A 25,601-nucleotide genomic window follows, 5' to 3' on the forward strand; every position below is an offset into this window, starting at 1 on the left:
GCCACGTAGTTGTTGTTAAACCAGCGGGCGTGCAAAATGCTAACCCGCTGGGTTCGACTAATTTTGAACGTCCGAGAATCAGAGGAATCAAATGGCTCGTACAACACCCATTGCGCGCTACCGTAACATTGGTATCAGCGCACACATCGACGCCGGTAAAACCACGACGACCGAGCGCATCCTGTTCTACACCGGTGTTAACCACAAAATCGGTGAAGTACACGATGGCGCAGCGACCATGGACTGGATGGCGCAAGAGCAGGAGCGTGGTATCACCATCACGTCTGCAGCGACCACCGCATTCTGGTCCGGTATGGCTAAGCAGTTTGAGCCGCACCGTATCAACATCATCGACACCCCTGGACACGTTGACTTCACCATCGAAGTAGAACGTTCAATGCGTGTGCTCGATGGCGCAGTAATGGTTTACTGTGCTGTAGGTGGCGTGCAGCCGCAGTCTGAGACCGTATGGCGTCAGGCAAACAAATACAAAGTTCCGCGTATTGCGTTCGTTAACAAAATGGACCGTATGGGCGCGAACTTCCTGAAAGTTGTTGGTCAGATCGAATCCCGTCTGGGCGCGACTCCGGTTCCGCTGCAGCTGGCTATCGGCGCTGAAGAGAACTTCACCGGCGTTGTTGACCTGATCAAAATGAAAGCCATCAACTGGAACGATGCCGACCAGGGCGTTACCTTCGTTTACGAAGATATCCCGGCCGACATGCAGGAACTGGCTGAAGAGTGGCGCGGCAAGCTGATCGAAGCGGCAGCAGAAGCTTCTGAAGAGCTGATGGAGAAATTCTTCAGCGGCGAAGAGCTGAGCGAAGAAGAGATCAAAACCGCTCTGCGTCAGCGCGTACTGCGCAACGAAATCATCCTGGTTACCTGTGGTTCTGCGTTCAAGAACAAAGGTGTTCAGGCAATGCTGGATGCCGTGGTTGAATACCTGCCGGCACCGACTGACGTTCCTGCGATCAACGGTATGCTGGACGACGGTAAAGACACGCCTGCTGAGCGTCACGCTGACGACAGCGAGCCGTTCTCTGCGCTGGCGTTCAAAATCGCCAACGACCCGTTCGTGGGCAACCTGACCTTCTTCCGCGTCTACTCTGGCGTGGTTAACTCAGGTGACACCGTACTGAACTCCGTGAAATCCGCACGTGAGCGTTTCGGCCGTATCGTACAGATGCACGCCAACAAACGTGAAGAGATCAGCGAAGTTCGCGCGGGCGACATCGCGGCTGCGATCGGTCTGAAAGACGTGATCACCGGTGACACCCTGTGTGACCCGAGCAACCCGATTATCCTGGAACGCATGGAGTTCCCGGAGCCGGTAATCTCTATCGCCGTTGAGCCGAAAACCAAAGCTGACCAGGAAAAAATGGGTCTGGCTCTGGGCCGTCTGGCTAAAGAAGACCCGTCATTCCGCGTATGGACTGACGAAGAGTCTAACCAGACCATCATCGCCGGTATGGGTGAGCTGCACCTCGACATCATCGTTGACCGCATGAAGCGCGAATTCAACGTTGAAGCGAACGTGGGCAAACCGCAGGTTGCTTACCGCGAAGCGATTCGCTCTAAAGTTACCGACATCGAAGGTAAACACGCCAAGCAGTCTGGTGGTCGCGGTCAGTATGGTCATGTTGTTATCGACATGTACCCGCTGGAGCCGGGTTCAAACCCGAAAGGCTACGAATTTGTCAACGATATCAAAGGTGGTGTGATTCCTGGCGAATACATCCCTGCGGTTGACAAAGGCATCCAGGAACAGCTGAAATCTGGCCCGCTGGCAGGTTATCCGGTTGTTGATCTGGGCGTGCGTCTGCACTTCGGTTCTTACCATGACGTGGACTCCTCAGAGCTGGCGTTTAAACTGGCCGCTTCTATCGCCTTCAAAGATGGCTTTAAGAAAGCACAGCCGGTACTGCTTGAGCCGATCATGAAGGTTGAAGTAGAGACTCCGGAAGAGAACACCGGTGACGTCATCGGTGACCTTAGCCGTCGTCGTGGTATGCTGAAAGGGCAGGAATCTAACGCTACCGGCGTTCAGATTCACGCTGAAGTTCCGCTGTCTGAAATGTTCGGATACGCGACGCAGTTGCGTTCTCTGACTAAAGGCCGTGCTTCTTACTCCATGGAGTTCCTGAAGTACGATGATGCGCCGAACAACGTCGCTCAGGCCGTTATTGAAGCTCGTAGCAAATAAGGCTACGGTTTAAAAATTGTGAACAGATGCCTTCATCAATGATGAAGGCATAACAGTAAGGATTATCGCCATGGCGAAAGAGCAATTTCAACGTAACAAACTGCACGTAAACGTGGGCACCATCGGTCACGTTGACCACGGTAAAACCACCCTGACTGCAGCAATCACCACCGTTCTGGCTAAAACCTACGGCGGCCAGGCTCGCGCATTCGACCAGATCGATAACGCGCCGGAAGAGAAAGCACGTGGTATCACCATCAACACCTCTCACGTTGAGTATGAAACCCCGTCTCGCCACTACGCGCACGTTGACTGCCCGGGCCACGCCGACTATGTGAAAAACATGATCACCGGCGCGGCGCAGATGGACGGCGCTATCCTGGTTGTTGCTGCGACTGACGGCCCGATGCCGCAGACCCGTGAGCACATCCTGCTGGGTCGTCAGGTTGGCGTTCCGTACATCATCGTGTTCCTGAACAAGTGCGACATGGTTGATGACGAAGAGCTGCTGGAACTGGTTGAGATGGAAGTCCGTGACCTGCTGTCACAGTACGACTTCCCGGGCGACGACACCCCGATCGTTCGCGGTTCTGCGCTGAAAGCGCTGGAAGGCGACGCTGAGTGGGAAGCGAAGATCGTTGAGCTGGCTGGCCACCTGGATACCTACATCCCGGATCCGGTTCGCGCAATCGACCTGCCGTTCCTACTGCCGATCGAAGACGTATTCTCAATCTCTGGCCGTGGTACCGTTGTTACCGGTCGTGTTGAGCGCGGCATCGTGAAAGTCGGCGACGAAGTTGAAATCGTGGGCATCAAAGACACCGCGAAATCAACCTGTACCGGCGTTGAAATGTTCCGCAAACTGCTGGATCAGGGTCAGGCTGGTGAGAACGTCGGCGTTCTGCTGCGTGGTATCAAGCGTGAAGAGATCGAGCGTGGCCAGGTTCTGGCTAAGCCGGGCTCAATCAAGCCGCACACCACTTTCGTGTCAGAAGTCTACGTTCTGTCCAAAGAAGAAGGCGGTCGTCACACTCCGTTCTTCAAAGGCTACCGTCCGCAGTTCTACTTCCGTACTACTGACGTGACTGGCAACATCGAACTGCCGGAAGGCGTTGAGATGGTAATGCCGGGCGACAACATCAAAATGACCGTTACTCTGATCCATCCGATCGCGATGGACCAGGGTCTGCGCTTCGCAATCCGCGAAGGCGGCCGTACCGTTGGTGCGGGCGTTGTTGCTGAAGTTATCGCTTAATTGCGTTAGCCAGGTGGCCTTCGGGCCACCAGAGCAGAAAAGAGCACTTCGGTGCTCTTTTTTTATGTCTGAAACCTGCTCAGGCCACCTTATCCACACTAATCTTAGGTTTGAAATAAAAACGATTCTCATTTAATCTTTGATCATAAAACGATCGAGGTGAGCAGTAAATGTACGTCTGTTTGTGTAACGCCGTCAGTGACAAAACCCTTCGCGAGGCGGTTCGCCGCTATCAGCCTAAATCTATCCAGCAGCTGCGCCAGCTTGTTCCGGTCGGAAAGCAGTGCGGCAAGTGCATTCGCGTAGCGCGAGAAATCATGGAAGACGAACTGCAAAACGTGCCGCTCTATAAAGAGATCGCCTAATCCTCCCTACGCGCTGGCCTTAATACCCACAAATTTTGTCGCGTTTTTTTGACTTCTTTTTATCCGCATCTACGCTCTAATTTAACTGGAAGCGGAGGAAGCAAAATGAAGGGCGACATTAAAATCATAAGCCATCTCAATAAATTGCTGGGAAATGAACTGGTTGCCATCAACCAGTACTTTCTTCATGCGCGGATGTTTAAAAACTGGGGTCTGATGCGCCTCAACGACACGGAGTACCATGAATCCATCGACGAGATGAAGCACGCTGATAAATATATCGAGCGCATTCTGTTTCTGGAGGGGATTCCCAACCTGCAGGATTTAGGCCGGCTGCGGATTGGCGAAGATGTGGAGGAGATGCTGCGCTCGGATCTTCAGCTGGAGCTGGAAGGGGCGAAAGACCTGCGCGAAGCTATTGCCTACGCCGATAAGGTGCATGACTACGTCAGCCGCGACATGATGATCGAAATCCTCGCGGATGAAGAGCACCATATCGACTGGATTGAAACCGAGCTCGATCTCATCAACAAGCTGGGCATTCAGAACTACCTGCAGGCGCAAATCCGGGAAAGAGACGAAGAGTAGAGCAGCCGTGAAGCACACCTTAAAAGAGCCCGTTTTCGCCGCCAGATAGCGAGAGCGGGCTTGTGTCTTTTTACCTAATCCTGATGCACACATCCGCCTCTACTCCGCTTCGCCACGTTCTGCCGCAATAATACCGCTATAAAATAAGGTTAAAAACAGAACACGGGTTGCTTCCTGAGCAGATTTACGTATAATGCGCGGGCTTGCCAATATTAGCAGGCGCGATTCGAGCAGAATCGCAGGCGGCAGCATGTTAGGTCGCCTGACAATACTCCCAATTGTGGAGTTATATGCTGAACGATTACACTCTCCCATCAATCGTAATGGGTGCGAGTAGTAATTTTTTTCGTCTATAAAAAGTTTGGAGCTCTGGTCTCATGCAGAACCAAAGAATCCGTATCCGTCTTAAAGCGTTTGATCATCGTCTGATCGATCAATCAACCGCGGAAATCGTTGAGACCGCCAAGCGCACTGGTGCGCAGGTTCGTGGTCCGATCCCGCTGCCGACTCGCAAAGAGCGCTTCACCGTTCTGATCTCTCCGCACGTTAACAAAGATGCGCGCGATCAGTACGAAATCCGCACTCACAAGCGTCTGGTAGACATCGTTGAGCCAACTGAAAAAACCGTTGATGCTCTGATGCGTCTGGATCTGGCTGCCGGTGTAGACGTGCAGATCAGCCTGGGTTAATCAGGTCATCGAGCGATTGAGAGGTTGATACAATGATTGGTTTAGTCGGTAAAAAAGTGGGCATGACCCGCGTCTTCACTGAAGACGGCGTTTCAATCCCAGTAACCGTAATCGAAGTTGAAGCAAACCGCGTTACTCAGGTCAAAGGCCTGGAGAACGATGGTTACCAGGCAATCCAGGTTACCACCGGTGCGAAAAAAGCGAACCGTGTGACCAAACCTGAAGCTGGTCATTTTGCTAAAGCTGGCGTTGAAGCCGGCCGTGGTCTGTGGGAATTCCTCACCGTTGAAGGTGAAGAGTACTCAGTTGGCCAGAGCATCAGTGTTGAAATTTTCGCTGACGTTAAAAAAGTAGACGTTACCGGTACCTCTAAAGGTAAAGGTTTCGCAGGTACCGTTAAGCGCTGGAACTTCCGTACCCAGGACGCTACCCACGGTAACTCCCTTTCTCACCGCGTTCCGGGTTCTATCGGTCAGAACCAGACTCCGGGCAAAGTGTTCAAGGGCAAGAAAATGGCAGGTCAGCTGGGTAATGAGCGCGTAACCGTTCAGAGCCTGGATGTGGTACGTGTTGACGCTGAGCGCAACCTGCTGCTGGTGAAAGGTGCTGTCCCGGGTGCGACCGGCAGCGACCTGATCGTTAAACCAGCTGTGAAGGCGTAAGGGGATAGCAATGGAATTAGTACTGAAAGACGCGCAGAGCGCGCTGACTGTTTCCGAAACTACCTTCGGTCGTGATTTCAACGAAGCGCTGGTTCACCAGGTTGTTGTTGCTTACGCTGCAGGCGCCCGTCAGGGTACCCGCGCGCAGAAAACGCGTGCTGAAGTAACTGGTTCGGGCAAAAAGCCCTGGCGCCAGAAAGGCACCGGCCGTGCGCGTTCAGGTTCTGTAAAGAGCCCGATCTGGCGTTCAGGTGGCGTGACCTTCGCTGCGCGTCCGCAGGACCACAGTCAAAAAGTTAACAAAAAGATGTACCGCGGCGCGCTGAAAAGCATCCTGTCCGAGCTGGTACGTCAAGATCGTCTGATCGTTGTCGAGACGTTCTCTGTAGAAGCACCGAAAACCAAGCTGCTGGTACAGAAACTGAAAGACATGGCGCTGGAAGACGTGCTGATCATCACCGGTGAACTGGATGAGAATCTGTTCCTGGCTGCCCGCAACCTGTACAAGGTTGACGTGCGCGATGCAGCGGGTATCGACCCAGTTAGCCTGATCGCCTTCGACAAAGTCGTTATGACTGCTGATGCAGTTAAGCAAGTTGAGGAGATGCTGGCATGATCCGTGAAGAACGTCTGCTGAAAGTACTGCGCGCGCCGCACGTATCTGAAAAAGCGTCTGCTGCGATGGAAAAAACCAACACCATCGTTCTCAAAGTTGCTAAAGACGCGACCAAAGCAGAGATCGTTGCTGCTGTTGAAAAACTGTTCGAAGTAGAAGTTAAAGACGTGAATACCCTGGTTGTTAAAGGGAAAACTAAGCGTCACGGACAGCGTATCGGTCGTCGCAGCGACTGGAAAAAAGCTTACGTCACCCTGAAGGAAGGCCAGAACCTGGACTTCGTCGGCGGCGCTGAGTAAGTCGGAGGAGAAAGACAATGGCAGTTGTTAAATGTAAACCGACATCTCCGGGTCGTCGCCACGTCGTTAAAGTGGTAAACCCTGAGCTGCACAAGGGCAAACCTTTTGCCCCGCTGATCGAAAAGAACAGCAAATCCGGTGGTCGTAACAACAATGGTCGTATCACTACCCGTCATATCGGTGGTGGTCACAAGCAGGCTTACCGTATTGTTGACTTTAAACGCAACAAAGACGGTATCCCGGCAGTTGTTGAGCGTCTTGAGTACGATCCGAACCGTTCTGCGAACATCGCACTGGTTCTGTACAAAGACGGCGAGCGCCGTTATATCCTGGCCCCTAAAGGCCTGAAAGCCGGCGACCAGATTCAGTCTGGCGTTGATGCTGCGATCAAAGCAGGTAACACCCTGCCGATGCGTAACATCCCGGTGGGTTCTACTGTGCACAACGTAGAAATGAAGCCGGGCAAAGGCGGTCAGATCGCTCGCTCTGCTGGCGCTTACGTGCAGATCGTTGCGCGTGAAGGCTCCTACGTTACCCTGCGTCTGCGTTCAGGCGAAATGCGTAAAATCGAAGCTGATTGCCGCGCAACCCTGGGCGAAGTCGGCAACGCTGAGCATATGCTGCGCGTGCTGGGTAAAGCTGGTGCAACTCGTTGGCGTGGTGTTCGTCCGACCGTTCGCGGTACCGCGATGAACCCAGTAGATCACCCGCACGGTGGTGGTGAAGGTCGTAACTTTGGTAAGCACCCGGTAACTCCGTGGGGCGTTCAGACCAAAGGTAAGAAGACCCGTAGCAACAAGCGTACTGATAAATTTATCGTACGTCGCCGTAGCAAATAATTTTAGAGGATAAGCCATGCCACGTTCTCTCAAGAAAGGTCCTTTTATTGACCTGCACTTGCTGAAGAAGGTAGAGAAAGCGGTGGAAAGCGGAGACAAGAAGCCCCTGCGCACCTGGTCCCGTCGTTCAACGATCTTCCCTAACATGATCGGTTTGACCATCGCTGTCCATAATGGTCGTCAGCACGTTCCTGTCTTTGTTTCCGACGAAATGGTCGGCCACAAGCTGGGTGAATTTGCACCGACACGTACTTATCGCGGCCACGCTGCTGATAAGAAAGCCAAGAAGAAATAAGTAGGAGGAAGAGATGGAAACTATTGCTCAACATCGCCATGCTCGTTCTTCTGCTCAGAAGGTTCGCCTTGTTGCTGACCTGATTCGCGGTAAGAAAGTGTCGCAGGCTCTGGATATTCTGACCTACACCAACAAGAAAGCGGCTGTACTGGTTAAGAAGGTCCTGGAATCTGCCATTGCTAACGCCGAACACAACGATGGCGCTGATATCGACGATCTGAAAGTCGCGAAAATTTTCGTAGACGAAGGCCCGAGCATGAAGCGCATTATGCCGCGTGCTAAAGGTCGTGCAGATCGCATCCTGAAGCGCACCAGCCACATTACTGTGGTTGTGTCCGATCGCTGAGACTCTGGAGACTAGCAATGGGTCAGAAAGTACATCCTAATGGTATTCGCCTGGGTATTGTAAAACCATGGAACTCTACCTGGTTTGCGAACACCAAAGAATTCGCTGACAACCTGGACAGCGATTTTAAAGTTCGTCAGTTCCTGACTAAAGAACTGGCAAAAGCGTCTGTATCCCGCATCGTTATCGAGCGTCCGGCTAAGAGCATCCGTGTGACCATTCACACCGCTCGCCCGGGTATCGTTATCGGTAAAAAGGGTGAAGACGTAGAGAAACTGCGCACGGTCGTCGCGAACATCGCTGGCGTACCTGCACAGATCAATATCGCCGAAGTCCGTAAGCCGGAACTGGACGCGAAACTGGTTGCTGACAGCATCACTTCACAGCTGGAGCGTCGCGTGATGTTCCGTCGTGCGATGAAGCGTGCTGTTCAGAACGCCATGCGTCTGGGCGCTAAAGGTATCAAAGTTGAAGTTAGCGGCCGTCTGGGTGGCGCTGAGATCGCACGTACCGAATGGTACCGTGAAGGTCGCGTACCGCTGCACACTCTGCGTGCTGACATTGACTACAACACCTCTGAAGCGCACACCACTTATGGTGTAATCGGCGTTAAGGTATGGATCTTCAAAGGCGAGATCCTGGGTGGTATGGCTGCTGTTGAACAACCGGAACCGGCTGCTCAACCTAAAAAGCAGCAGCGTAAAGGCCGTAAGTAAGGAGAGTCGCTGATGTTACAACCAAAGCGTACAAAATTCCGTAAAGTGCACAAAGGCCGCAACCGCGGTCTGGCGCAGGGTACGGATGTTAGCTTCGGTACTTTCGGTCTGAAAGCTGTTGGCCGTGGTCGTCTGACTGCTCGTCAGATCGAAGCAGCACGTCGTGCTATGACCCGTGCAGTTAAGCGTCAAGGTAAGATCTGGATCCGTGTATTCCCGGACAAACCGATCACCGAGAAGCCGCTGGAAGTGCGTATGGGTAAAGGTAAGGGTAACGTGGAGTATTGGGTTGCCCTGATTCAGCCTGGTAAAGTCCTGTATGAAATGGACGGCGTACCAGAAGAGCTGGCCCGTGAAGCCTTCAAGCTGGCAGCAGCAAAACTGCCTATCAAAACCACCTTTGTTACTAAGACGGTGATGTAATGAAAGCAACAGAGCTGCGTGAAAAAAGCGTTGAAGAGCTGAACACTGAGCTGCTTAATCTGCTGCGTGAGCAATTTAACCTGCGCATGCAGGCAGCATCTGGCCAACTGCAGCAGACCCATCTGCTGAAACAGGTTCGCCGTGATGTTGCACGCGTTAAGACTTTACTGACTGAGAAGGCGGGTGCGTAATGACCGATAAAATCCGTACTCTGCAAGGTCGTGTTGTTAGTGACAAAATGCAGAAATCTGCAGTTGTCGCTATCGAGCGTTTCGTGAAACACCCGATCTACGGTAAATTCATTAAGCGTACGACTAAGCTGCACATCCATGACGAGAACAACGAATGCGGTATTGGTGACGTGGTTGAAATCCGCGAAACCCGTCCGCTGTCCAAGACCAAATCCTGGACTCTGGTTCGCGTCATCGAGAAAGCCGTTCTGTAACAGGAACTGTTTTTTCTGAAGAAACCCTCTGCCTCGGCAGAGGGTTTTTTTTTGCCTGTTATTCACCCCATTCCCAATAATGGCTAAATTATCGCCTGCCGACCTGTTCATAATGGCTAACGCTTGTGCTGCGGCGAGGGCGCCGCACTCTGTTTCTCATTTGGACAAGGAAGCGTAGCGTGAAAAAGGAATCCCCCGACCGGCTTCGTCGGTCTCTGCTTAGCGTGCCGCTGCTGGCGGCGATCCCTTCTGTTGGCCTGGCGAAAAAAGAGGCGATACTATCGACCCTTCACTCACCGCAGCAGAAGGGGAATGGGATGCAACGGACTCTGTTATTAAGAAATGCTGAGAGGGTCGTCTGTATGGATGATGCGCGCCGCGAGATTCGCAATGGCAGCATCTACATAAAAGGCGACAAAATTGAGGCGGTCGGTACAGCGGACGAGCTGCCGCAAAGCGCAGACGAGATTATCGACCTGCGCGGGCACATCGTGGTGCCGGGCCTGATCAATACGCATCATCATATGTATCAAAGCCTCACCCGCGTCGTGCCATCGGTGCAAAACGGCGAGCTGTTCAACTGGCTGACGCACCTCTATCCCATCTGGCAGAAGCTGACGCCGGAAATGATACATGTCTCCACGCAGACGGCGATGGCCGAGCTAATGCTCTCCGGCTGCACCACAACCAGCGATCATCTTTACGTCTATCCCAACGGCTGCCGGCTCGACGACAGCATCGCGGCGGCGGCGGAGATGGGCATGCGCTTTCACGCCAGCCGCGGCAGCATGAGCGTCGGTCAGAAGCAGGGCGGCCTGCCGCCGGATAGCCTGGTAGAGAAAGAGGCCGCTATCCTCGAGGATACGCAGCGCGTCATTGAGCGTTACCACGACAGCCGTCGCGGCGCCATGCTGCGTATCGTCGTCGCGCCCTGTTCGCCCTTCTCGGTCAGTCGCGAGCTAATGAAGGAGTCCGCGTCACTGGCTCGCCGCTACAACGTCTCTATGCATACCCATCTGGCGGAGAACGACAGCGATATCCGCTACAGCCGCGAGAAGTTCAATATGACGCCGGCGCAGTATGTCGAGGATCTCGGCTGGGTAGGGCACGACGTCTGGCACGCGCACTGCGTGAAGCTTGACGATCACGGCATCGCGCTGTTTGCGCGTACCGGCACCGGCGTGGCGCACTGTCCCTGCTCCAATATGCGTCTCGCCTCCGGTATCGCGCCGATACGGCATATGTGCGACGCGGGCGTGAACGTCGGACTCGGGGTCGACGGCTCCGCCTCTAACGACAGTTCCGACATGATTGGCGAAGCGCGTCAGGCGATGCTGCTGCAGCGGGTCGGCTTCGGCCCCGATGCGATGAGCGCGCGGCAGGCGCTGGAACTGGCGACGCGAGGCGGCGCAAAGGTGCTGAACCGCGATGACATCGGCGTCATTGCGCCCGGCATGCAGGCGGATCTGGCGGTCTTCGATCTTAACCGGCTGGGGCTGGCCGGGGCAGGGCACGATCCGGTTGCGGCGCTGGTCTTCTGCAATCCGGGGCAGGTGGCCTATAGCGTTATTAATGGAAAAGTGGTGGTGCGCAACGGGGAATTGACGGTTATCGACCTGCCGAACGTGCTGCATCGTCATAATCAGCTGGCCGCGCAGCTGATGGCCTAAAGACGCTAAACAGGGAGACAATGGCGAGTGTCGAAAAATAAGGCAGATTACATTTGCTACTGCTGAGACTATTCCCTAGAATACGCCCTCCCTGTTATCAGGGAAAATAAGCGGCTCCATTGCTGAGCCGTTCATTTTTTCTACCCATCTGTGAGAACCGGTGTTATAATGCCGCGCCCTCAAATATGGGGCTTTCTAACGACCTGAATTTTGGGTCCCGAAGTAGTAGTTGACATTAGCGGAGCACTAAAATGATCCAAGAACAGACTATGCTGAACGTCGCCGACAACTCCGGTGCACGTCGCGTAATGTGTATCAAGGTTCTGGGTGGCTCGCACCGTCGCTACGCAGGCGTCGGCGATATCATCAAAGTTACCATCAAGGAAGCAATTCCGCGTGGTAAGGTGAAAAAAGGTGATGTCCTGAAGGCGGTAGTGGTGCGCACCAGGAAGGGTGTTCGTCGCCCGGACGGTTCTGTCATTCGCTTCGATGGTAACGCATGCGTTATTTTGAACAATAACAGCGAGCAGCCAATCGGAACACGTATTTTTGGGCCGGTAACTCGTGAACTTCGTACTGAAAAGTTCATGAAAATTATCTCTCTGGCACCAGAAGTACTCTAAGGAGCGAACAATGGCAGCGAAAATCCGTCGTAACGACGAAGTTATCGTGCTGACCGGCAAAGATAAAGGTAAGCGCGGTAAAGTTAAGAATGTCCTGTCTTCTGGCAAGGTCATCGTTGAAGGCATCAACCTGGTTAAGAAACACCAGAAGCCGGTTCCGGCTCTGAACCAACCAGGTGGCATCGTTGAAAAAGAAGCCGCTATTCAGGTTTCTAACGTTGCGCTTTTCAATGCGGCAACCGGCAAGGCTGACCGTGTAGGCTTTAGATTCGAAGACGGCAAAAAAGTCCGTTTCTTCAAGTCTAACAGCGAAACTATCAAGTAATTTGGAGTAGTACGATGGCGAAACTGCATGATTACTACAAAGACGAAGTAGTCCAGAAACTCATGACAGAGTTTGGCTACACTTCTGTCATGCAAGTCCCTCGGGTCGAGAAGATCACCCTGAACATGGGTGTTGGTGAAGCGATCGCTGACAAGAAACTGCTGGAAAACGCAGCAGCTGACCTGGCAGCAATCTCCGGTCAAAAACCGCTGGTCACCAAAGCACGCAAATCAGTTGCAGGCTTCAAAATCCGTCAGGGCTATCCGATCGGCTGTAAAGTAACTCTGCGCGGCGAGCGCATGTGGGAGTTCTTTGAGCGTCTGATCACCATTGCTGTACCGCGTATCCGCGACTTCCGTGGTTTGTCCGCGAAGTCTTTCGACGGTCGTGGCAACTACAGCATGGGCGTTCGTGAGCAGATCATCTTCCCAGAAATCGACTACGACAAAGTCGATCGCGTTCGTGGTTTGGATATCACCATTACCACTACTGCGAAATCTGATGATGAAGGCCGTGCTCTGCTGACTGCCTTTGACTTCCCGTTCCGCAAGTAAGGTAGGGTTACTTAATGGCTAAGCAATCAATGAAAGCACGCGAAGTTAAGCGTGTGAAATTAGCAGACAAATTCTTCGCAAAACGCGCTGAACTGAAAGCGATCATTTCTGATGTGAACGCAACCGACGAAGATCGTTGGAACGCTGTTCTCAAGCTGCAGACTCTGCCGCGTGATTCCAGCCCGTCTCGTCAGCGTAACCGCTGCCGTCAAACAGGTCGTCCGCACGGTTTCCTGCGGAAGTTCGGGTTGAGCCGTATCAAGGTCCGTGAAGCCGCTATGCGCGGTGAAATCCCGGGTCTGAAAAAGGCTAGCTGGTAATTGTCACCAATTGAATCACGGGAGTAAAGACAGATGAGCATGCAAGATCCGATCGCGGATATGCTGACCCGTATCCGTAACGGTCAGGCCGCGAACAAAGCTGCGGTCACCATGCCTTCCTCCAAGCTGAAAGTGGCAATTGCCAACGTGCTGAAGGAAGAAGGTTATATTGAAGATTTCAAAATCGAAGGCGACATCAAGCCGGAACTGGAACTGACTCTTAAGTATTTCCAGGGTAAAGCTGTTGTAGAAAGCATTCAGCGTGTCAGCCGCCCAGGTCTGCGCATCTATAAGAAAAAAGATGAGCTGCCGAAAGTTATGGCGGGATTAGGTATTGCTGTTATTTCTACCTCTAAAGGTGTCATGACTGATCGTGCAGCACGCCAGGCTGGTCTTGGCGGCGAAATTATCTGCTACGTAGCGTAATCGGAGGAAACTATGTCTCGTGTTGCTAAAGCACCTGTCGTTGTTCCTGCCGGCGTAGAGGTAAAACTCGACGGTCAGGTAATTTCGATTAAAGGTAAAAACGGCGAGCTGACTCGTACTATCAATAATGCCGTAGAAGTTAAGCATGCTGACAATGCACTGACCTTCGCTCCGCGCGACGGTTTTGCAAACGGCTGGGCGCAGGCGGGTACCGCTCGTGCGCTGCTGAACGGCATGGTTATCGGTGTTACCGAAGGCTTCACTAAGAAGCTGCAGCTGGTTGGTGTTGGTTATCGTGCTGCCGTCAAAGGCAACGTGGTTAACCTGTCACTGGGTTTTTCTCACCCGGTTGATCATCAGCTGCCCGCGGGTATCTCTGCAGAATGTCCGACTCAGACTGAAATCGTGCTGAAAGGCGCTGATAAACAACTGATCGGCCAGGTTGCAGCTGACTTGCGCGCCTACCGTCGTCCTGAGCCTTACAAAGGCAAGGGTGTCCGTTACGCCGACGAAGTCGTGCGTATCAAAGAGGCTAAGAAGAAGTAAGGTAACACTATGGATAAGAAATCTGCTCGTATCCGTCGTGCGACCCGTGCACGTCGCAAGCTCAAAGAGCTGGGTGCTACTCGCCTGGTGGTACATCGTACCCCGCGTCACATTTACGCACAGGTGATCGCCCCGAACGGTTCCGAAGTTCTGGTTGCTGCTTCTACTGTAGAAAAAGCTATCTCTGAACAACTGAAGTACACCGGCAACAAAGATGCAGCTGCCGCAGTAGGTAAAGCTATTGCAGAGCGCGCTATCGAAAAAGGCATCAAAGATGTTTCTTTCGACCGTTCCGGTTTCCAATATCATGGTCGTGTCCAGGCACTGGCAGATGCTGCTCGTGAAGCTGGCCTTCAGTTCTAAGGTAGAGGTCTAGGATGTCACACATCGAGAAACAAGCTGGCGAACTGCAGGAAAAACTGATCGCGGTAAACCGTGTTTCTAAAACTGTGAAAGGTGGTCGTATCTTTTCCTTCACCGCACTGACTGTAGTGGGTGATGGTAACGGCCGCGTTGGTTTTGGTTACGGTAAAGCGCGTGAAGTTCCGGCAGCGATCCAGAAAGCGATGGAAAAAGCCCGTCGCAACATGATTAATGTCGCGCTGAACAACGGCACCCTGCAGCACCCGGTTAAAGGTGCGCACACGGGTTCTCGCGTGTTCATGCAGCCGGCTTCAGAAGGTACCGGTATCATCGCCGGTGGTGCAATGCGCGCCGTTCTGGAAGTCGCTGGAGTTCATAACGTTCTGGCTAAAGCCTATGGTTCCACCAACCCGATCAACGTGGTTCGTGCAACTATCGACGGCCTGGAAAATATGAATTCTCCAGAAATGGTCGCTGCCAAGCGTGGTAAATCCGTTGAAGAAATTCTGGGGTAATCACGATGGCTAAGACTATTAAAATCACTCAAACCCGTAGCTCAATCGGCCGCCTGCCTAAGCACAAAGCCACTCTGGTTGGTCTGGGTCTGCGTCGTATTGGCCACACCGTTGAGCGTGAAGACACGCCGGCAGTACGCGGTATGGTCAACGCGATCTCTTACATGCTGAAAGTAGAGGAGTAACAGATGCGTTTAAATACTCTGTCTCCGGCCGAAGGCTCCAAGCACGCTTCTAAGCGTCTGGGTCGTGGTATCGGTTCTGGCCTCGGCAAAACCGGTGGTCGTGGTCACAAAGGTCAGAACTCTCGTTCTGGCGGTGGCGTACGTCGCGGTTTCGAGGGTGGTCAGATGCCTCTGTACCGTCGTCTGCCGAAATTCGGCTTCACCTCGCGTAAATCATTCGTGACTGCAGAAGTGCGTCTGTCTGATCTGGCGAAAGTGGAAGGCGGTATCGTTGACCTGAGCACGCTGAAAGCAGCCAACATTATCGGTGTTCAGATTGAATTCGCGAAAGTGATTCTGTCTGGTGAAGTTTCTGCACCGGTAACGGTTCGCGGTCTGCGTGTCACCAAAGGTGCTCGTGCTGCAATCGAAGCTGCTGGCGGTAAAATCGAGGAATAAGTAGCAGATGGCTAAACAACCGGGATTAGATTTTCAAAGTGCCAAAGGCGGATTTGGTGAACTGAAACGCAGACTGCTGTTTGTAATCGGTGCACTGATTGTCTTCCGAATTGGCTCTTTTATTCCGATCCCTGGTATTGATGCCGCTGTACTTGCCAAACTGCTTGAGCAACAGCGTGGCACCATCATTGAAATGTTCAACATGTTCTCTGGTGGTGCTCTCAGCCGTGCTTCAATCTTCGCGCTGGGTATTATGCCGTATATTTCGGCCTCTATTATTATCCAGCTGCTGACGGTGGTTCACCCAGCGTTAGCGGAGATTAAGAAAGAAGGGGAGGCTGGCCGTCGTAAGATTAGCCAGTACACCCGCTACGGTACGTTGGTATTGGCGATATTTCAGTCAATCGGTATTGCTACCGGTTTACCGAATATGCCTGGAATGCAGGGCCTGGTGTTGAATCCAGGCTTTGCCTTCTACTTTACCGCTGTTGTTAGTCTGGTTACCGGGACAATGTTCCTGATGTGGCTGGGCGAACAGATTACTGAACGAGGTATCGGCAACGGTATTTCGATCATTATCTTCGCGGGTATTGTTGCGGGTCTTCCGCCGGCCATTGGCCATACCATCGAGCAAGCGCGGCAAGGCGACCTGCACTTCCTCCTGTTGCTGTTGGTTGCAGTTCTCGTATTTGCAGTGACCTTCTTCGTTGTTTTCGTTGAGCGTGGCCAGCGCCGCATTGTGGTGAACTATGCGAAACGTCAGCAAGGTCGTCGTGTATACGCTGCACAGAGCACACATTTACCGTTGAAAGTGAACATGGCGGGCGTTATTCCGGCTATTTTTGCTTCCAGCATTATTCTGTTCCCCGCGACGATAGCATCCTGGTTCGGGGGCGGTACCGGTTGGAACTGGCTGACAACAATTTCGCTGTATTTGCAGCCAGGACAGCCGCTATATGTGCTACTCTATGCGACTGCAATCATCTTCTTCTGCTTTTTCTACACGGCGTTGGTTTTCAACCCGCGCGAAACGGCAGATAACCTGAAGAAGTCTGGTGCATTCGTACCGGGAATTCGTCCGGGAGAGCAAACGGCGAAGTATATCGATAAAGTAATGACGCGTCTGACCTTAATCGGCGCACTGTACATTACTTTTATTTGCCTGATCCCGGAGTTCATGCGTGATGCGATGAAAGTTCCCTTCTACTTTGGCGGTACATCACTGCTCATCGTAGTGGTCGTCATCATGGACTTTATGGCTCAAGTGCAAACTCTGATGATGTCTAGTCAGTACGAGTCTGCATTGAAGAAAGCAAACCTGAAGGGCTACGGCCGTTAATTCAGGCGCTTGAGAAGTTACGGAGAGTAAAAATGAAAGTTCGTGCTTCCGTCAAGAAATTATGTCGTAACTGCAAAATCATCCGTCGCGACGGTGTCGTACGTGTGATTTGCAGCGCCGAGCCTAAGCATAAACAGCGCCAGGGCTGATTTTTTCACATATTTTTCTTGCAAAGTCGGGTTGAGCTGGCTAGATTAGCCAGCCAATCTTTTGTATGTCAATGCGTTTCCATTTGAGTATCCTGAAAACGGGCTTTTCAGCATGGGGCGCATTTATTTAATTATAGGAGTGCATAGTGGCCCGTATAGCAGGCATTAACATTCCTGATCATAAACACACCGTTATCGCATTAACTTCGATTTTCGGTATCGGCAAGACCCGTTCTAAAGCCATTTGCGCTGCAACGGGTATCGCTGAAGATGTTAAGATCAGTGAGCTGTCTGAAGAACAAATTGATCAGCTGCGTGATGCGGTTGGTAAATTCGTTGTTGAAGGTGATCTGCGCCGTGAAATCACCCTGAGCATCAAGCGTCTGATGGACCTTGGTTGCTACCGTGGTTTGCGCCATCGTCGTGGTCTGCCAGTACGCGGTCAGCGTACTAAGACCAATGCACGTACCCGTAAGGGTCCGCGCAAACCGATCAAGAAATAATCGGGGTGAGTAAATAATGGCAAAGGCACCAGTTCGTGCACGTAAGCGTGTAAGAAAGCAAGTCTCAGATGGCGTGGCTCATGTCCATGCTTCTTTTAACAACACCATCGTTACCATTACTGATCGTCAGGGTAACGCGCTGGGTTGGGCAACCGCCGGTGGTTCCGGTTTCCGCGGTTCACGTAAATCTACTCCGTTTGCTGCTCAGGTCGCTGCAGAGCGCTGTGCAGAAGCCGTGAAAGATTACGGTATTAAGAACCTGGAAGTTATGGTTAAGGGTCCGGGTCCGGGTCGCGAATCAACGATTCGTGCTCTGAACGCCGCAGGTTTCCGCATCACTAATATTACTGATGTGACTCCGATCCCTCACAACGGTTGTCGTCCGCCGAAAAAACGTCGCGTATAACGCCGCGTTTTTAGGATAGTTGGAGAAAGAAAATGGCAAGATATTTGGGTCCTAAGCTCAAGCTGAGCCGTCGTGAGGGCACAGACCTTTTCCTGAAGTCTGGCGTTCGCGCGATTGATTCCAAGTGTAAAATTGAACAAGCCCCTGGTCAGCATGGTGCGCGTAAACCGCGTCTGTCTGATTACGGCGGCCAGTTGCGTGAAAAACAAAAAGTTCGTCGTATCTACGGCGTGCTGGAACGTCAGTTCCGCAACTACTATAAAGAAGCAGCACGTCTGAAAGGCAACACCGGTGCAAACCTGTTAGCTCTGCTGGAAGGTCGTCTGGATAACGTAGTTTACCGTATGGGCTTCGGCGCCACTCGTGCAGAAGCACGCCAGCTGGTCAGCCACAAGTCTGTAATGGTTAACGGCCGCGTTGTTAACATCGCTTCTTATCAGGTATCTCCGAATGATGTCGTAAGCATCCGTGAGAAAGCCAAAAAGCAATCTCGCGTGAAGGCCGCTCTGGAGCTGGCTGAGCAGCGTGAAAAGCCAACCTGGCTGGAAGTTGATGCGACTAAGATGGAAGGTGTGTTCAAGCGTATTCCTGAGCGTACCGATCTGTCTGCGGACATTAACGAACACCTGATCGTCGAGCTTTACTCCAAGTAAAGCTTAGTACCAAAGAGAGGACACAATGCAGGGTTCTGTGACAGAGTTTCTAAAACCGCGCCTGGTAGATATCGAGCAAGTGAGTTCGACGCACGCCAAGGTGACCCTTGAGCCTTTAGAGCGTGGCTTTGGCCATACTCTTGGTAACGCACTGCGCCGTATTCTGCTTTCTTCCATGCCGGGTTGCGCGGTGACCGAGGTTGAAATTGATGGTGTACTGCATGAGTACAGCACCAAAGAGGGCGTACAGGAAGATATCCTGGAAATCCTGCTCAACCTGAAAGGGCTGGCGGTAAGAGTTCAGGGTAAAGATGAAGTCATTCTGACCCTGAATAAATCTGGCATTGGCCCTGTGACTGCAGCCGACATTACCCATGACGGTGATGTCGAAATCGTCAAGCCGCAGCACGTGATCTGTCACCTGACCGATGAGAACGCCGCTATCAGCATGCGTATCAAAGTTCAGCGTGGTCGTGGTTATGTGCCGGCTTCTGCCCGAATTCATTCGGAAGAAGATGAGCGCCCAATCGGCCGCCTGTTGGTCGACGCTTGCTACAGCCCTGTAGACCGTATCGCCTACAATGTTGAAGCAGCGCGTGTAGAACAGCGCACCGACCTGGACAAGCTGGTCATCGAAATGGAAACCAACGGCACAATCGATCCTGAAGAGGCGATTCGTCGTGCGGCGACCATCCTGGCAGAACAACTGGAAGCTTTCGTTGACTTACGTGATGTACGTCAGCCGGAAGTGAAAGAAGAGAAACCAGAATTCGATCCGATCCTGCTGCGCCCTGTTGACGATCTGGAATTGACTGTCCGCTCTGCTAACTGCCTTAAGGCAGAAGCTATCCACTACATCGGTGATCTGGTACAGCGTACCGAGGTTGAGCTGCTCAAAACGCCTAACCTGGGTAAAAAATCTCTTACCGAGATTAAAGATGTGCTCGCCTCACGTGGTCTTTCTCTGGGCATGCGCCTCGAGAACTGGCCGCCGGCAAGCATTGCTGATGAATAACCGGATCACAGGTTAAGGTTTCACTGAGAAGGATAAGGTCATGCGCCATCGTAAGAGTGGTCGTCAACTGAACCGCAACAGCAGCCATCGTCAGGCTATGTTCCGCAACATGGCCGGTTCTCTGGTTCGTCATGAGATCATCAAAACGACTCTGCCGAAAGCCAAAGAGCTGCGCCGCGTAGTTGAGCCGCTGATTACTCTTGCCAAGACCGACAGCGTAGCTAATCGTCGTCTGGCATTCGCCCGTACTCGTGATAACGAGATCGTGGCAAAACTGTTTAACGAGCTGGGCCCGCGTTTCGCGAGCCGTGCCGGTGGTTACACTCGCATTCTGAAGTGTGGCTTCCGTGCTGGTGACAACGCTCCGATGGCATACATCGAGCTGGTTGATCGTCCAGAAGCTCAAGCAGAAGCTGCCGCAGAGTAATCTGTAGCATCGTAAAAAACCCGCTTCGGCGGGTTTTTTATTGCCTGAAATTTACCCCGTCCGTTAAGCTCACTATTCTGACTAACTCAGGAGGCGTTCATGTGGTTAATCGACCAGCTGGCTGAACAGCATATTCGAGCGGCGCAGGAAAAGGGCGAACTCAGCAATCTCCCGGGCGAAGGCGCGCCGCTTGAGCTGGATGACGATAGCAATGTCCCGGCCGAATTACGCAGCGGCTACCGACTGCTAAAAAATGCCGGCTTTCTGCCGCCGGAGCTGGAGATGCGGCGCGAAGCGCTGGAGATAAGCGATCTGCTGCGCAATCTCGATCCGGAAGATCATCGTTATCGCGAGCAGAGCAAACGCCTGCTTGTGCTGGAGCTTCAGCTGCGTCAGGCAGGTATGAGCACTGAGTTTTTGCAGGGTGCCTACGGCGAAGCGATCCGTGGACGTTTGTTAAAGGAGGAGTAGTGTACCGTATCGGGCAACTGGCAAAGCTGGCTAACGTCAGCGTCGACACCATCCGTTTCTATGAGAAACAGCAGATGATGGGGCATGAGATCCGCACAGAAGGCGGCTTTCGCCTCTACAGCGACAGCGACCTGCAACGGCTGAAGTTTATTCGCGTCGGCCGGCAGATGGGTTTTGGGCTGGATGCGATTCGCGATCTGCTCTCGATCCGCGTCGATCCCTCGCACCATACCTGCGAAGAGTCGAAGGCGATTGTTCAGGCGCGTTTGAAAGAGGTAAATACCCTGATCGGCGAGTTGCAAAATGTGCAGCGTTCGCTGCAGCGCTTATCGGACGCATGCTGCGGCGCTGCCCACAGCAGCGACTGCTGTTCGATACTGGAAGCGCTTGAGAAAGGAACGGATCCCAAACCAGAACATGCGCACCGGCGGGATTGAATTTAGTGCAAAAGAGCCTATATTTAGGCGGTCGAAATGAGGAGACCATGATGAGTAAGTATCAGCATACCAAAGGCGAGATTCGCGACAATGCAATCCAGGCCTTATTACACGACCCGCTGTTCCGCCAGCGCATCGAACAGAAGCACAAAGGCAAAGGCAGCTATCGGCGTAAAGACAAACATGGCAAACGTGGCGGTTGGGAGGCCAGTGATAAGCAAAGCGCTTATCACTGGCCTTCTGCTTTATGAGCATAAAAAAGCCGCCTCGCGGGCGGCTCTGCTTTAGATTTTGCCGTTCTGCTGCTTCAGCAAATCTCGAATCTCGCTCAGCAGCACCTCTTCGTTAGACGGTTTTGCCACTGGTTTCTCGACTTCTTTTTTCTTGTGCAGTTTATTCATCAGCTTGATGGCGATGAAGATAGCGAACGCCACAATAATAAAGTCGAATACAGACTGAATAAATACGCCATATTCCATGATGACGGGTGGCGTAGCGCCTTCTGCAGGTTTCAGCACCCACTTGAACTGTTTAAAGTCGACTCCGCCGATCAGCAGTCCCAGTGGCGGCATAATGATGTTTGCCACCAGTGAAGAGACGATTTTGCCAAAGGCAGCGCCGATAATCACACCGACGGCGAGATCGACCACGTTGCCGCGCATTGCAAAATCACGAAACTCTTTGAAAAAACTCATACTTATCTCCTTTCCCTTGCCAGTGGCTAAAGTCTAACAAACCTTACGGCAATTGCCATCTAAGCGGCGGCATTTGTTGGCCTTGCTCCGCCGCCGCGCTTAAAGGAAGAATGGACTCGGCTGGAACAAACGCTCAACGTCCGGCACGAACTTTTTATCGGTCAGGAACATAATGACGTGGTCGCCCTGCTCGATACGCAGATTATCTTTTGCGATAAGCACATCCTCGCCGCGCACTACCGCGCCGATAAGCGTACCTGGCGGCAGTTTAATGTCGTTGATCATGCGGCCGACCACGCGCGAGGTGGTTTCGTCGCCGTGGGCGATCGCTTCGATCGCTTCAGCGATGCCGCGTCGTAAAGAGGAGACGCCCACGATATCCGCTTTGCGCACGTGACCCAGCAGCGCGGAGATCGTCGCCTGCTGCGGCGAGATGGCGATATCGATCACGCTGCCCTGAACCAGATCGACATAGGCGCGACGCTGGATCAGCACCATCACTTTTTTGGCACCCATCTTTTTCGCCAGCATCGCCGACATGATATTCGCTTCATCGTCGTTGGTGACCGCAATAAAAAGATCGACCTGATCGACATGCTCTTCCGCCAGCAGCTCTTGATCCGACGCATCGCCGTAAAAGACGATGGTGTCCTGCAGCTGCTCGGCCAGTTCGGCGGCGCGGCGCGGATTACGCTCGATCAGCTTCACGCTGTAATTTTTTTCCAGCCGCTGCGCGAGGCCGAAACCGATATTGCCGCCGCCCACCAGCATGATGCGCTTATAGGGCCTTTCCAGACGTTGCATCTCGCTCATCACCGCGCGGATATTCTGGCTGGCGGCGATAAAGAAGACCTCGTCGCCCGCTTCCACAATCGTTGAGCCCTGCGGGCGGATAGGGCGATCCTGGCGGAAAATGGCGGCGACGCGGGTATCGATATGCGGCATATGCTCGCGCAGAATAGAGAGCGGATTGCCCACCAGCGGCCCGCCGTAATAGGCTTTTACTACCGCAAGGCTGACGAGGCCCTCTGCGAAATTCACCACCTGCAGCGCGCCGGGGTACTGGATCAGCCGATAGATATTTTCGATCACCAGCTGTTCGGGCGAAATAAGATGATCAATCGGCACCGCTTCGGGAATAAACAGCTTCTCAGCGTCGCGCAGATAATCCGCCGCGCGAATACGGGCGATACGGTTAGGCGTATTAAACAGCGAATAGGCTATCTGACACGCCACCATATTGGTTTCATCGGAGCTGGTGACCGCGACTAACATATCGGCATCTTCCGCGCCCGCTTCGCGCAAAATACGCGGATGCGACCCGTGGCCCTGAACGACGCGCAAATCGAATTTATCCTGCAGCTGACGTAAGCGGTCAGGATCGGTATCAACCACCGTTATGTCGTTGTTCTCGCCGACCAGGTTTTCCGCCAGCGTGCCGCCAACCTGGCCGGCGCCCAGAATAATAATTTTCATTGCGTCTCGTGCTCTTTAGTTAGTGCGCTTTTATCAGCTTAGCGTAGAAAAATCCGTCTCCGCCGTCGATGGTCGGAAAGACCTGCAGCCCGCTGATTTTGCCGTACGGCAAGGCTTCGGCGCGCGCGTCGGCGTGGCGCGACAGAAAGGCGTCGATCTGCGCTTCGTTCTCGTCCGGCAGCACAGAGCAGGTCGCATAGAGCAGGGTGCCGCCTGGTTTCAGATGCGGCCAGATGGCGTCAAGAATTTCGCGCTGCAGCGAAGCCAGCTCGGCGATATCCCGATCGCGGCGCAGCCACTTGATGTCGGGATGACGGCGAATAACGCCGGTGGCGGAGCAGGGCGCATCCAGCAAAATACGATCGAACTGACGCTCGCCGCACCATGCCGCCGGGGTACGTCCGTCGCCCTGTTTCACCTCTGCCTGCATATTAAGACGCTGCAGGTTCTCTTTAACGCGCGTCAGCCGCTGAGCGTCGACATCGACCGCCATGACCTGCGCCTTAGGGGCTATTTCCAGGATATGCGTGGTTTTGCCGCCCGGCGCGGCGCAAAGATCGAGGATCTGCTCGTCATCTTCAGGCGCCAGCAGCAGGGCGCAGCGCTGGGCGGAAAGATCCTGAACCGTGACCCAGCCGTCTGCGAAGCCCGGCAGCTGGCCCACCGGCGCGGGAGCTTCAAGCCGCAGCGCGTCAGACGCCGTCTCGTCGGCCACGGCCGCTTTTCCGCTCTCGGTCAGCAGCGCCAGCCAGCTATCGCGGCTGTGGTGCTGGCGATTAACGCGCAGCCACATCGGCGGACGCTGGTTATTGGCGTCCACTATCCGCTGCCAGTTGTCCGGCCAGGCCTTTTGCAGCCGCTGCAGCAGCCAGCCGGGATGCAGATAGCGCTGCGGCGCATGGTCAACTTCGGCGATCAGCTCCGCCTGCTGACGCTGGAACTGACGCAGCACGCCATTAATCAGGCCTTTAAGATTGGCGCGCTTAAGTACCTCAGCGCCGGCGACGGTTTCCGCCAGCGCAGCGTGAGCAGGCACGCGCGTATAGAGCAGCTGATAGATGCCGACCATGATGAGATAGTGCAGAACGCGCTGTTTGCCGCTGAGCGGGCGCGCCATCAGTTTACCGATGAGGGCTTCGAGCTGCGGCAGCGTGCGCAGCACGCCGAAGCAGAGCTCCTGCAACAGCGCGCCATCTTTATCGCCTACTTTTTTCTGCGCGGCAGGCAGCACCGCGCTGAGCGATTCGCCCTTATCAATTACACGCTCAATAAGTTGAGCGGCAAGGCTTCGCAGATTGGTTGATTTAGTCATTCGCGTTACGTCATTAAACAAAAAGCCCGGACAGTGCCGGGCTGGAGTCAGGCTAAAACGCGGCCTGACGTGAACCACTCGCGACGCGAGTTCAGCAGATCCTGCGCCGACATCGCTTTTTTACCCGCTGGCTGCAGCAGCTGAAGATTCAATACGCCTTCAGCGGTAGCGACCTGAATGCCGTGCTTGTCGGCTGCGAGGATTTCGCCCGGCTGTTTCGCGACGTGCGGCAGCACGCTGGCCTGCCACACCTTCACCGGCTGATCCTCAATCAGGAAATAGCTGACTGGCCAGGGATTAAAGGCGCGAATACAGCGCTCAAGCTGAGCGGCGGGGAGCTGCCAGTTGAGGCGGGCTTCCTCTTTACTGAGCTTCTCGGCGTAGTTCGCCTGCGCGTCATCCTGCTTCTCAGGCTGCGCGCGACCATCCGCCAGCTGCGACAGCGTTTCCAGCAGGCCCTGCGGGCCGAGCTGCGCCAGCTTGTCGTACAGCGTGGCGCTGGTGTCCTGCGCGGTAATCGGGCAGTTCAGCTTATGCAGCATATCGCCCGTATCCAGGCCGACATCCATCTGCATGATCGTTACGCCGGTTTCGCTGTCGCCAGCCCAGAGCGCGCGCTGAATAGGCGCCGCGCCGCGCCAGCGCGGCAGCAGCGAGCCGTGCACGTTGATGCAGCCGAGACGCGGCATCGTCAGCACCGCCTGCGGCAGAATAAGTCCGTAGGCGACCACCACCATCACATCCGCCGCTAAATCGGCGACCAGCTGCTGGTTCTCGACGGGACGCAAAGACTTCGGCTGAAACACCGGGATGTCGCGAGATTGCGCCAGCGTTTTTACCGGGCTGGGCGTCAGCTTATTGCCGCGGCCGGCGGGGCGATCGGGTTGGGTAAAGACGCCGACGACCTGATGCTCAGAAGCGAGCAGCGCGTCGAGATGACGCGCTGCAAAATCAGGTGTGCCGGCGAAGATAATTTTCAGCGGAGCAGACACGGTTATCTCTTCTTTCA

The 25,601-nt window shown here is 53.7% G+C and carries 40 protein-coding genes; 36 read left to right on the top strand and 4 right to left on the bottom strand.

Going from position 1 to position 25,601, the window contains the following annotated elements; genetic code table 11:
• Positions 1–91: 91 nt before the first annotated feature.
• The 36 genes from fusA (at position 92) to PVE98_RS01675 (ending at position 21,360) form a co-directional block, all read left to right on the top strand.
• Positions 92–2,206 carry an elongation factor G gene (fusA, locus tag PVE98_RS01500; protein WP_033752983.1) on the top strand — a complete coding sequence of 705 codons (2,115 nt, stop codon included), beginning with the start codon at positions 92–94 and terminating at the stop codon, positions 2,204–2,206.
• A gap of 70 nt (positions 2,207–2,276) precedes the next feature.
• Entirely contained in the window at positions 2,277–3,461 is a 1,185-nt protein-coding gene (gene tuf, locus PVE98_RS01505) for an elongation factor Tu (protein ID WP_033752981.1), read from the top strand.
• 170 nt (positions 3,462–3,631) lie between these two features.
• On the top strand, positions 3,632–3,826 hold the full coding sequence (gene bfd, locus PVE98_RS01510; protein ID WP_033752979.1) for a bacterioferritin-associated ferredoxin: 195 nt from the start codon (positions 3,632–3,634) through the stop codon (positions 3,824–3,826).
• Positions 3,827–3,931: 105 nt separating this feature from the next.
• A complete protein-coding gene (bfr, locus tag PVE98_RS01515; protein ID WP_033752977.1) occupies positions 3,932–4,414 on the top strand; it encodes a bacterioferritin in 483 nt (160 codons plus the stop codon).
• 377 nt (positions 4,415–4,791) lie between these two features.
• Entirely contained in the window at positions 4,792–5,103 is a 312-nt protein-coding gene (rpsJ, locus tag PVE98_RS01520) for a 30S ribosomal protein S10 (protein WP_001181005.1), read from the top strand.
• Between the two features lie 32 nt (positions 5,104–5,135).
• Positions 5,136–5,765: a 50S ribosomal protein L3 gene (gene rplC / locus PVE98_RS01525; RefSeq protein ID WP_033752973.1), complete on the top strand. Its 630-nt coding sequence runs from the start codon at positions 5,136–5,138 to the stop codon at positions 5,763–5,765.
• A gap of 10 nt (positions 5,766–5,775) precedes the next feature.
• On the top strand, positions 5,776–6,381 hold the full coding sequence (gene rplD / locus PVE98_RS01530; RefSeq protein WP_033752971.1) for a 50S ribosomal protein L4: 606 nt from the start codon (positions 5,776–5,778) through the stop codon (positions 6,379–6,381).
• Positions 6,378–6,680 (top strand): 50S ribosomal protein L23, encoded by a 303-nt coding sequence (gene rplW / locus PVE98_RS01535; protein ID WP_033752969.1) that lies wholly within the window; start codon positions 6,378–6,380, stop codon positions 6,678–6,680. The genes rplD and rplW overlap by 4 nt, the downstream gene beginning before the upstream one ends.
• A 17-nt stretch (positions 6,681–6,697) precedes the next feature.
• The gene (rplB, locus tag PVE98_RS01540) at positions 6,698–7,519 is read left to right on the top strand and encodes a 50S ribosomal protein L2 (RefSeq protein WP_033752967.1); all 822 of its coding nucleotides are present in this window, start codon (positions 6,698–6,700) and stop codon (positions 7,517–7,519) included.
• Between the two features lie 16 nt (positions 7,520–7,535).
• On the top strand, positions 7,536–7,814 hold the full coding sequence (gene rpsS / locus PVE98_RS01545) for a 30S ribosomal protein S19 (protein ID WP_001138115.1): 279 nt from the start codon (positions 7,536–7,538) through the stop codon (positions 7,812–7,814).
• Between the two features lie 13 nt (positions 7,815–7,827).
• Positions 7,828–8,160 (top strand): 50S ribosomal protein L22, encoded by a 333-nt coding sequence (gene rplV / locus PVE98_RS01550; protein WP_007891659.1) that lies wholly within the window; start codon positions 7,828–7,830, stop codon positions 8,158–8,160.
• Between the two features lie 17 nt (positions 8,161–8,177).
• Positions 8,178–8,876 carry a 30S ribosomal protein S3 gene (rpsC, locus tag PVE98_RS01555; RefSeq protein ID WP_009087585.1) on the top strand — a complete coding sequence of 233 codons (699 nt, stop codon included), beginning with the start codon at positions 8,178–8,180 and terminating at the stop codon, positions 8,874–8,876.
• A 12-nt stretch (positions 8,877–8,888) separates the two neighbouring features.
• Entirely contained in the window at positions 8,889–9,299 is a 411-nt protein-coding gene (rplP, locus tag PVE98_RS01560; RefSeq protein ID WP_002438716.1) for a 50S ribosomal protein L16, read from the top strand.
• Positions 9,299–9,490: a 50S ribosomal protein L29 gene (gene rpmC, locus PVE98_RS01565; protein WP_025902044.1), complete on the top strand. Its 192-nt coding sequence runs from the start codon at positions 9,299–9,301 to the stop codon at positions 9,488–9,490. The genes rplP and rpmC overlap by 1 nt, the downstream gene beginning before the upstream one ends.
• The gene (gene rpsQ / locus PVE98_RS01570; RefSeq protein ID WP_033752951.1) at positions 9,490–9,744 is read left to right on the top strand and encodes a 30S ribosomal protein S17; all 255 of its coding nucleotides are present in this window, start codon (positions 9,490–9,492) and stop codon (positions 9,742–9,744) included. Before rpmC ends, rpsQ begins: the two co-directional genes overlap by 1 nt.
• 317 nt (positions 9,745–10,061) lie before the next feature.
• Entirely contained in the window at positions 10,062–11,414 is a 1,353-nt protein-coding gene (locus tag PVE98_RS01575; protein WP_096072147.1) for an 8-oxoguanine deaminase, read from the top strand.
• 251 nt (positions 11,415–11,665) lie between these two features.
• Entirely contained in the window at positions 11,666–12,037 is a 372-nt protein-coding gene (rplN, locus tag PVE98_RS01580) for a 50S ribosomal protein L14 (RefSeq protein ID WP_006120590.1), read from the top strand.
• Positions 12,038–12,047: 10 nt separating this feature from the next.
• On the top strand, positions 12,048–12,362 hold the full coding sequence (gene rplX, locus PVE98_RS01585) for a 50S ribosomal protein L24 (RefSeq protein WP_003850150.1): 315 nt from the start codon (positions 12,048–12,050) through the stop codon (positions 12,360–12,362).
• 14 nt (positions 12,363–12,376) lie between these two features.
• Complete coding sequence (gene rplE / locus PVE98_RS01590) at positions 12,377–12,916, top strand: 50S ribosomal protein L5 (protein WP_033752947.1); 540 nt, start codon at positions 12,377–12,379, stop codon at positions 12,914–12,916.
• Between the two features lie 14 nt (positions 12,917–12,930).
• Positions 12,931–13,236 (top strand): 30S ribosomal protein S14, encoded by a 306-nt coding sequence (gene rpsN, locus PVE98_RS01595; protein WP_033752945.1) that lies wholly within the window; start codon positions 12,931–12,933, stop codon positions 13,234–13,236.
• Positions 13,237–13,269: 33 nt separating this feature from the next.
• On the top strand, positions 13,270–13,662 hold the full coding sequence (gene rpsH / locus PVE98_RS01600; protein WP_033752943.1) for a 30S ribosomal protein S8: 393 nt from the start codon (positions 13,270–13,272) through the stop codon (positions 13,660–13,662).
• Between the two features lie 12 nt (positions 13,663–13,674).
• The gene (rplF, locus tag PVE98_RS01605) at positions 13,675–14,208 is read left to right on the top strand and encodes a 50S ribosomal protein L6 (protein WP_033752942.1); all 534 of its coding nucleotides are present in this window, start codon (positions 13,675–13,677) and stop codon (positions 14,206–14,208) included.
• A gap of 9 nt (positions 14,209–14,217) precedes the next feature.
• Positions 14,218–14,571 carry a 50S ribosomal protein L18 gene (gene rplR, locus PVE98_RS01610; protein WP_033752941.1) on the top strand — a complete coding sequence of 118 codons (354 nt, stop codon included), beginning with the start codon at positions 14,218–14,220 and terminating at the stop codon, positions 14,569–14,571.
• Between the two features lie 14 nt (positions 14,572–14,585).
• Positions 14,586–15,086, top strand: a complete 501-nt coding sequence (gene rpsE, locus PVE98_RS01615; RefSeq protein ID WP_033752940.1) for a 30S ribosomal protein S5 — start codon at positions 14,586–14,588, stop codon at positions 15,084–15,086.
• Between the two features lie 5 nt (positions 15,087–15,091).
• Complete coding sequence (gene rpmD, locus PVE98_RS01620; RefSeq protein ID WP_021186404.1) at positions 15,092–15,271, top strand: 50S ribosomal protein L30; 180 nt, start codon at positions 15,092–15,094, stop codon at positions 15,269–15,271.
• Between the two features lie 3 nt (positions 15,272–15,274).
• Positions 15,275–15,709 carry a 50S ribosomal protein L15 gene (rplO, locus tag PVE98_RS01625; RefSeq protein ID WP_033752938.1) on the top strand — a complete coding sequence of 145 codons (435 nt, stop codon included), beginning with the start codon at positions 15,275–15,277 and terminating at the stop codon, positions 15,707–15,709.
• Between the two features lie 7 nt (positions 15,710–15,716).
• Positions 15,717–17,048 carry a preprotein translocase subunit SecY gene (secY, locus tag PVE98_RS01630; protein ID WP_033752936.1) on the top strand — a complete coding sequence of 444 codons (1,332 nt, stop codon included), beginning with the start codon at positions 15,717–15,719 and terminating at the stop codon, positions 17,046–17,048.
• A gap of 32 nt (positions 17,049–17,080) precedes the next feature.
• A complete protein-coding gene (rpmJ, locus tag PVE98_RS01635; protein WP_004160566.1) occupies positions 17,081–17,197 on the top strand; it encodes a 50S ribosomal protein L36 in 117 nt (38 codons plus the stop codon).
• Between the two features lie 146 nt (positions 17,198–17,343).
• Positions 17,344–17,700: a 30S ribosomal protein S13 gene (gene rpsM / locus PVE98_RS01640; RefSeq protein WP_033752934.1), complete on the top strand. Its 357-nt coding sequence runs from the start codon at positions 17,344–17,346 to the stop codon at positions 17,698–17,700.
• Between the two features lie 16 nt (positions 17,701–17,716).
• Complete coding sequence (gene rpsK, locus PVE98_RS01645; RefSeq protein WP_004160563.1) at positions 17,717–18,106, top strand: 30S ribosomal protein S11; 390 nt, start codon at positions 17,717–17,719, stop codon at positions 18,104–18,106.
• Between the two features lie 32 nt (positions 18,107–18,138).
• Positions 18,139–18,759, top strand: coding sequence for a 30S ribosomal protein S4 (gene rpsD, locus PVE98_RS01650; RefSeq protein WP_033752932.1), 621 nt, complete (start codon positions 18,139–18,141; stop codon positions 18,757–18,759).
• 25 nt (positions 18,760–18,784) lie between these two features.
• Positions 18,785–19,774 carry a DNA-directed RNA polymerase subunit alpha gene (locus PVE98_RS01655; RefSeq protein ID WP_003850179.1) on the top strand — a complete coding sequence of 330 codons (990 nt, stop codon included), beginning with the start codon at positions 18,785–18,787 and terminating at the stop codon, positions 19,772–19,774.
• Positions 19,775–19,814: 40 nt separating this feature from the next.
• A complete protein-coding gene (gene rplQ, locus PVE98_RS01660) occupies positions 19,815–20,201 on the top strand; it encodes a 50S ribosomal protein L17 (RefSeq protein WP_003850180.1) in 387 nt (128 codons plus the stop codon).
• A gap of 99 nt (positions 20,202–20,300) precedes the next feature.
• Entirely contained in the window at positions 20,301–20,672 is a 372-nt protein-coding gene (locus tag PVE98_RS01665; RefSeq protein ID WP_033752930.1) for a DUF1992 domain-containing protein, read from the top strand.
• Positions 20,672–21,109 carry a Zn(2+)-responsive transcriptional regulator gene (gene zntR / locus PVE98_RS01670; RefSeq protein WP_096072145.1) on the top strand — a complete coding sequence of 146 codons (438 nt, stop codon included), beginning with the start codon at positions 20,672–20,674 and terminating at the stop codon, positions 21,107–21,109. Before PVE98_RS01665 ends, zntR begins: the two co-directional genes overlap by 1 nt.
• A gap of 50 nt (positions 21,110–21,159) precedes the next feature.
• Positions 21,160–21,360, top strand: coding sequence for an alternative ribosome-rescue factor A (locus PVE98_RS01675; protein WP_096072144.1), 201 nt, complete (start codon positions 21,160–21,162; stop codon positions 21,358–21,360).
• 33 nt (positions 21,361–21,393) lie between these two features.
• On the opposite strand, the gene mscL is transcribed toward PVE98_RS01675, so the two are convergent.
• From mscL to fmt, 4 genes are all read right to left on the bottom strand, one after another.
• Entirely contained in the window at positions 21,394–21,804 is a 411-nt protein-coding gene (gene mscL, locus PVE98_RS01680) for a large-conductance mechanosensitive channel protein MscL (protein ID WP_033752926.1), read from the bottom strand.
• 99 nt (positions 21,805–21,903) lie between these two features.
• Positions 21,904–23,280, bottom strand: coding sequence for a Trk system potassium transporter TrkA (gene trkA, locus PVE98_RS01685; RefSeq protein WP_033752924.1), 1,377 nt, complete (start codon positions 23,278–23,280; stop codon positions 21,904–21,906).
• Positions 23,281–23,299: 19 nt separating this feature from the next.
• Positions 23,300–24,592: a 16S rRNA (cytosine(967)-C(5))-methyltransferase RsmB gene (rsmB, locus tag PVE98_RS01690; RefSeq protein ID WP_313621171.1), complete on the bottom strand. Its 1,293-nt coding sequence runs from the start codon at positions 24,590–24,592 to the stop codon at positions 23,300–23,302.
• 47 nt (positions 24,593–24,639) lie between these two features.
• The gene (fmt, locus tag PVE98_RS01695; protein WP_096073848.1) at positions 24,640–25,584 is read right to left on the bottom strand and encodes a methionyl-tRNA formyltransferase; all 945 of its coding nucleotides are present in this window, start codon (positions 25,582–25,584) and stop codon (positions 24,640–24,642) included.
• Between the last annotated feature and the right edge of the window lie 17 nt (positions 25,585–25,601).

The sequence above is a fragment of the Pantoea sp. GABEPS69 genome, assembly GCF_045780835.1.
GTDB lineage: Bacteria > Pseudomonadota > Gammaproteobacteria > Enterobacterales > Enterobacteriaceae > Pantoea > Pantoea septica.

Coding starts and splice junctions, on each gene's coding strand:
- fusA (WP_033752983.1), top strand. CDS start 92: ATGGCTCGTACAACACCCATTGCGCGCTACCGTAACATTGGTATCAGC.
- tuf (WP_033752981.1), top strand. CDS start 2,277: ATGGCGAAAGAGCAATTTCAACGTAACAAACTGCACGTAAACGTGGGC.
- bfd (WP_033752979.1), top strand. CDS start 3,632: ATGTACGTCTGTTTGTGTAACGCCGTCAGTGACAAAACCCTTCGCGAG.
- bfr (WP_033752977.1), top strand. CDS start 3,932: ATGAAGGGCGACATTAAAATCATAAGCCATCTCAATAAATTGCTGGGA.
- rpsJ (WP_001181005.1), top strand. CDS start 4,792: ATGCAGAACCAAAGAATCCGTATCCGTCTTAAAGCGTTTGATCATCGT.
- rplC (WP_033752973.1), top strand. CDS start 5,136: ATGATTGGTTTAGTCGGTAAAAAAGTGGGCATGACCCGCGTCTTCACT.
- rplD (WP_033752971.1), top strand. CDS start 5,776: ATGGAATTAGTACTGAAAGACGCGCAGAGCGCGCTGACTGTTTCCGAA.
- rplW (WP_033752969.1), top strand. CDS start 6,378: ATGATCCGTGAAGAACGTCTGCTGAAAGTACTGCGCGCGCCGCACGTA.
- rplB (WP_033752967.1), top strand. CDS start 6,698: ATGGCAGTTGTTAAATGTAAACCGACATCTCCGGGTCGTCGCCACGTC.
- rpsS (WP_001138115.1), top strand. CDS start 7,536: ATGCCACGTTCTCTCAAGAAAGGTCCTTTTATTGACCTGCACTTGCTG.
- rplV (WP_007891659.1), top strand. CDS start 7,828: ATGGAAACTATTGCTCAACATCGCCATGCTCGTTCTTCTGCTCAGAAG.
- rpsC (WP_009087585.1), top strand. CDS start 8,178: ATGGGTCAGAAAGTACATCCTAATGGTATTCGCCTGGGTATTGTAAAA.
- rplP (WP_002438716.1), top strand. CDS start 8,889: ATGTTACAACCAAAGCGTACAAAATTCCGTAAAGTGCACAAAGGCCGC.
- rpmC (WP_025902044.1), top strand. CDS start 9,299: ATGAAAGCAACAGAGCTGCGTGAAAAAAGCGTTGAAGAGCTGAACACT.
- rpsQ (WP_033752951.1), top strand. CDS start 9,490: ATGACCGATAAAATCCGTACTCTGCAAGGTCGTGTTGTTAGTGACAAA.
- PVE98_RS01575 (WP_096072147.1), top strand. CDS start 10,062: ATGCAACGGACTCTGTTATTAAGAAATGCTGAGAGGGTCGTCTGTATG.
- rplN (WP_006120590.1), top strand. CDS start 11,666: ATGATCCAAGAACAGACTATGCTGAACGTCGCCGACAACTCCGGTGCA.
- rplX (WP_003850150.1), top strand. CDS start 12,048: ATGGCAGCGAAAATCCGTCGTAACGACGAAGTTATCGTGCTGACCGGC.
- rplE (WP_033752947.1), top strand. CDS start 12,377: ATGGCGAAACTGCATGATTACTACAAAGACGAAGTAGTCCAGAAACTC.
- rpsN (WP_033752945.1), top strand. CDS start 12,931: ATGGCTAAGCAATCAATGAAAGCACGCGAAGTTAAGCGTGTGAAATTA.
- rpsH (WP_033752943.1), top strand. CDS start 13,270: ATGAGCATGCAAGATCCGATCGCGGATATGCTGACCCGTATCCGTAAC.
- rplF (WP_033752942.1), top strand. CDS start 13,675: ATGTCTCGTGTTGCTAAAGCACCTGTCGTTGTTCCTGCCGGCGTAGAG.
- rplR (WP_033752941.1), top strand. CDS start 14,218: ATGGATAAGAAATCTGCTCGTATCCGTCGTGCGACCCGTGCACGTCGC.
- rpsE (WP_033752940.1), top strand. CDS start 14,586: ATGTCACACATCGAGAAACAAGCTGGCGAACTGCAGGAAAAACTGATC.
- rpmD (WP_021186404.1), top strand. CDS start 15,092: ATGGCTAAGACTATTAAAATCACTCAAACCCGTAGCTCAATCGGCCGC.
- rplO (WP_033752938.1), top strand. CDS start 15,275: ATGCGTTTAAATACTCTGTCTCCGGCCGAAGGCTCCAAGCACGCTTCT.
- secY (WP_033752936.1), top strand. CDS start 15,717: ATGGCTAAACAACCGGGATTAGATTTTCAAAGTGCCAAAGGCGGATTT.
- rpmJ (WP_004160566.1), top strand. CDS start 17,081: ATGAAAGTTCGTGCTTCCGTCAAGAAATTATGTCGTAACTGCAAAATC.
- rpsK (WP_004160563.1), top strand. CDS start 17,717: ATGGCAAAGGCACCAGTTCGTGCACGTAAGCGTGTAAGAAAGCAAGTC.
- rpsD (WP_033752932.1), top strand. CDS start 18,139: ATGGCAAGATATTTGGGTCCTAAGCTCAAGCTGAGCCGTCGTGAGGGC.
- PVE98_RS01655 (WP_003850179.1), top strand. CDS start 18,785: ATGCAGGGTTCTGTGACAGAGTTTCTAAAACCGCGCCTGGTAGATATC.
- rplQ (WP_003850180.1), top strand. CDS start 19,815: ATGCGCCATCGTAAGAGTGGTCGTCAACTGAACCGCAACAGCAGCCAT.
- PVE98_RS01665 (WP_033752930.1), top strand. CDS start 20,301: ATGTGGTTAATCGACCAGCTGGCTGAACAGCATATTCGAGCGGCGCAG.
- PVE98_RS01675 (WP_096072144.1), top strand. CDS start 21,160: ATGAGTAAGTATCAGCATACCAAAGGCGAGATTCGCGACAATGCAATC.
- mscL (WP_033752926.1), bottom strand. CDS start 21,804: ATGAGTTTTTTCAAAGAGTTTCGTGATTTTGCAATGCGCGGCAACGTG.
- trkA (WP_033752924.1), bottom strand. CDS start 23,280: ATGAAAATTATTATTCTGGGCGCCGGCCAGGTTGGCGGCACGCTGGCG.
- rsmB (WP_313621171.1), bottom strand. CDS start 24,592: ATGACTAAATCAACCAATCTGCGAAGCCTTGCCGCTCAACTTATTGAG.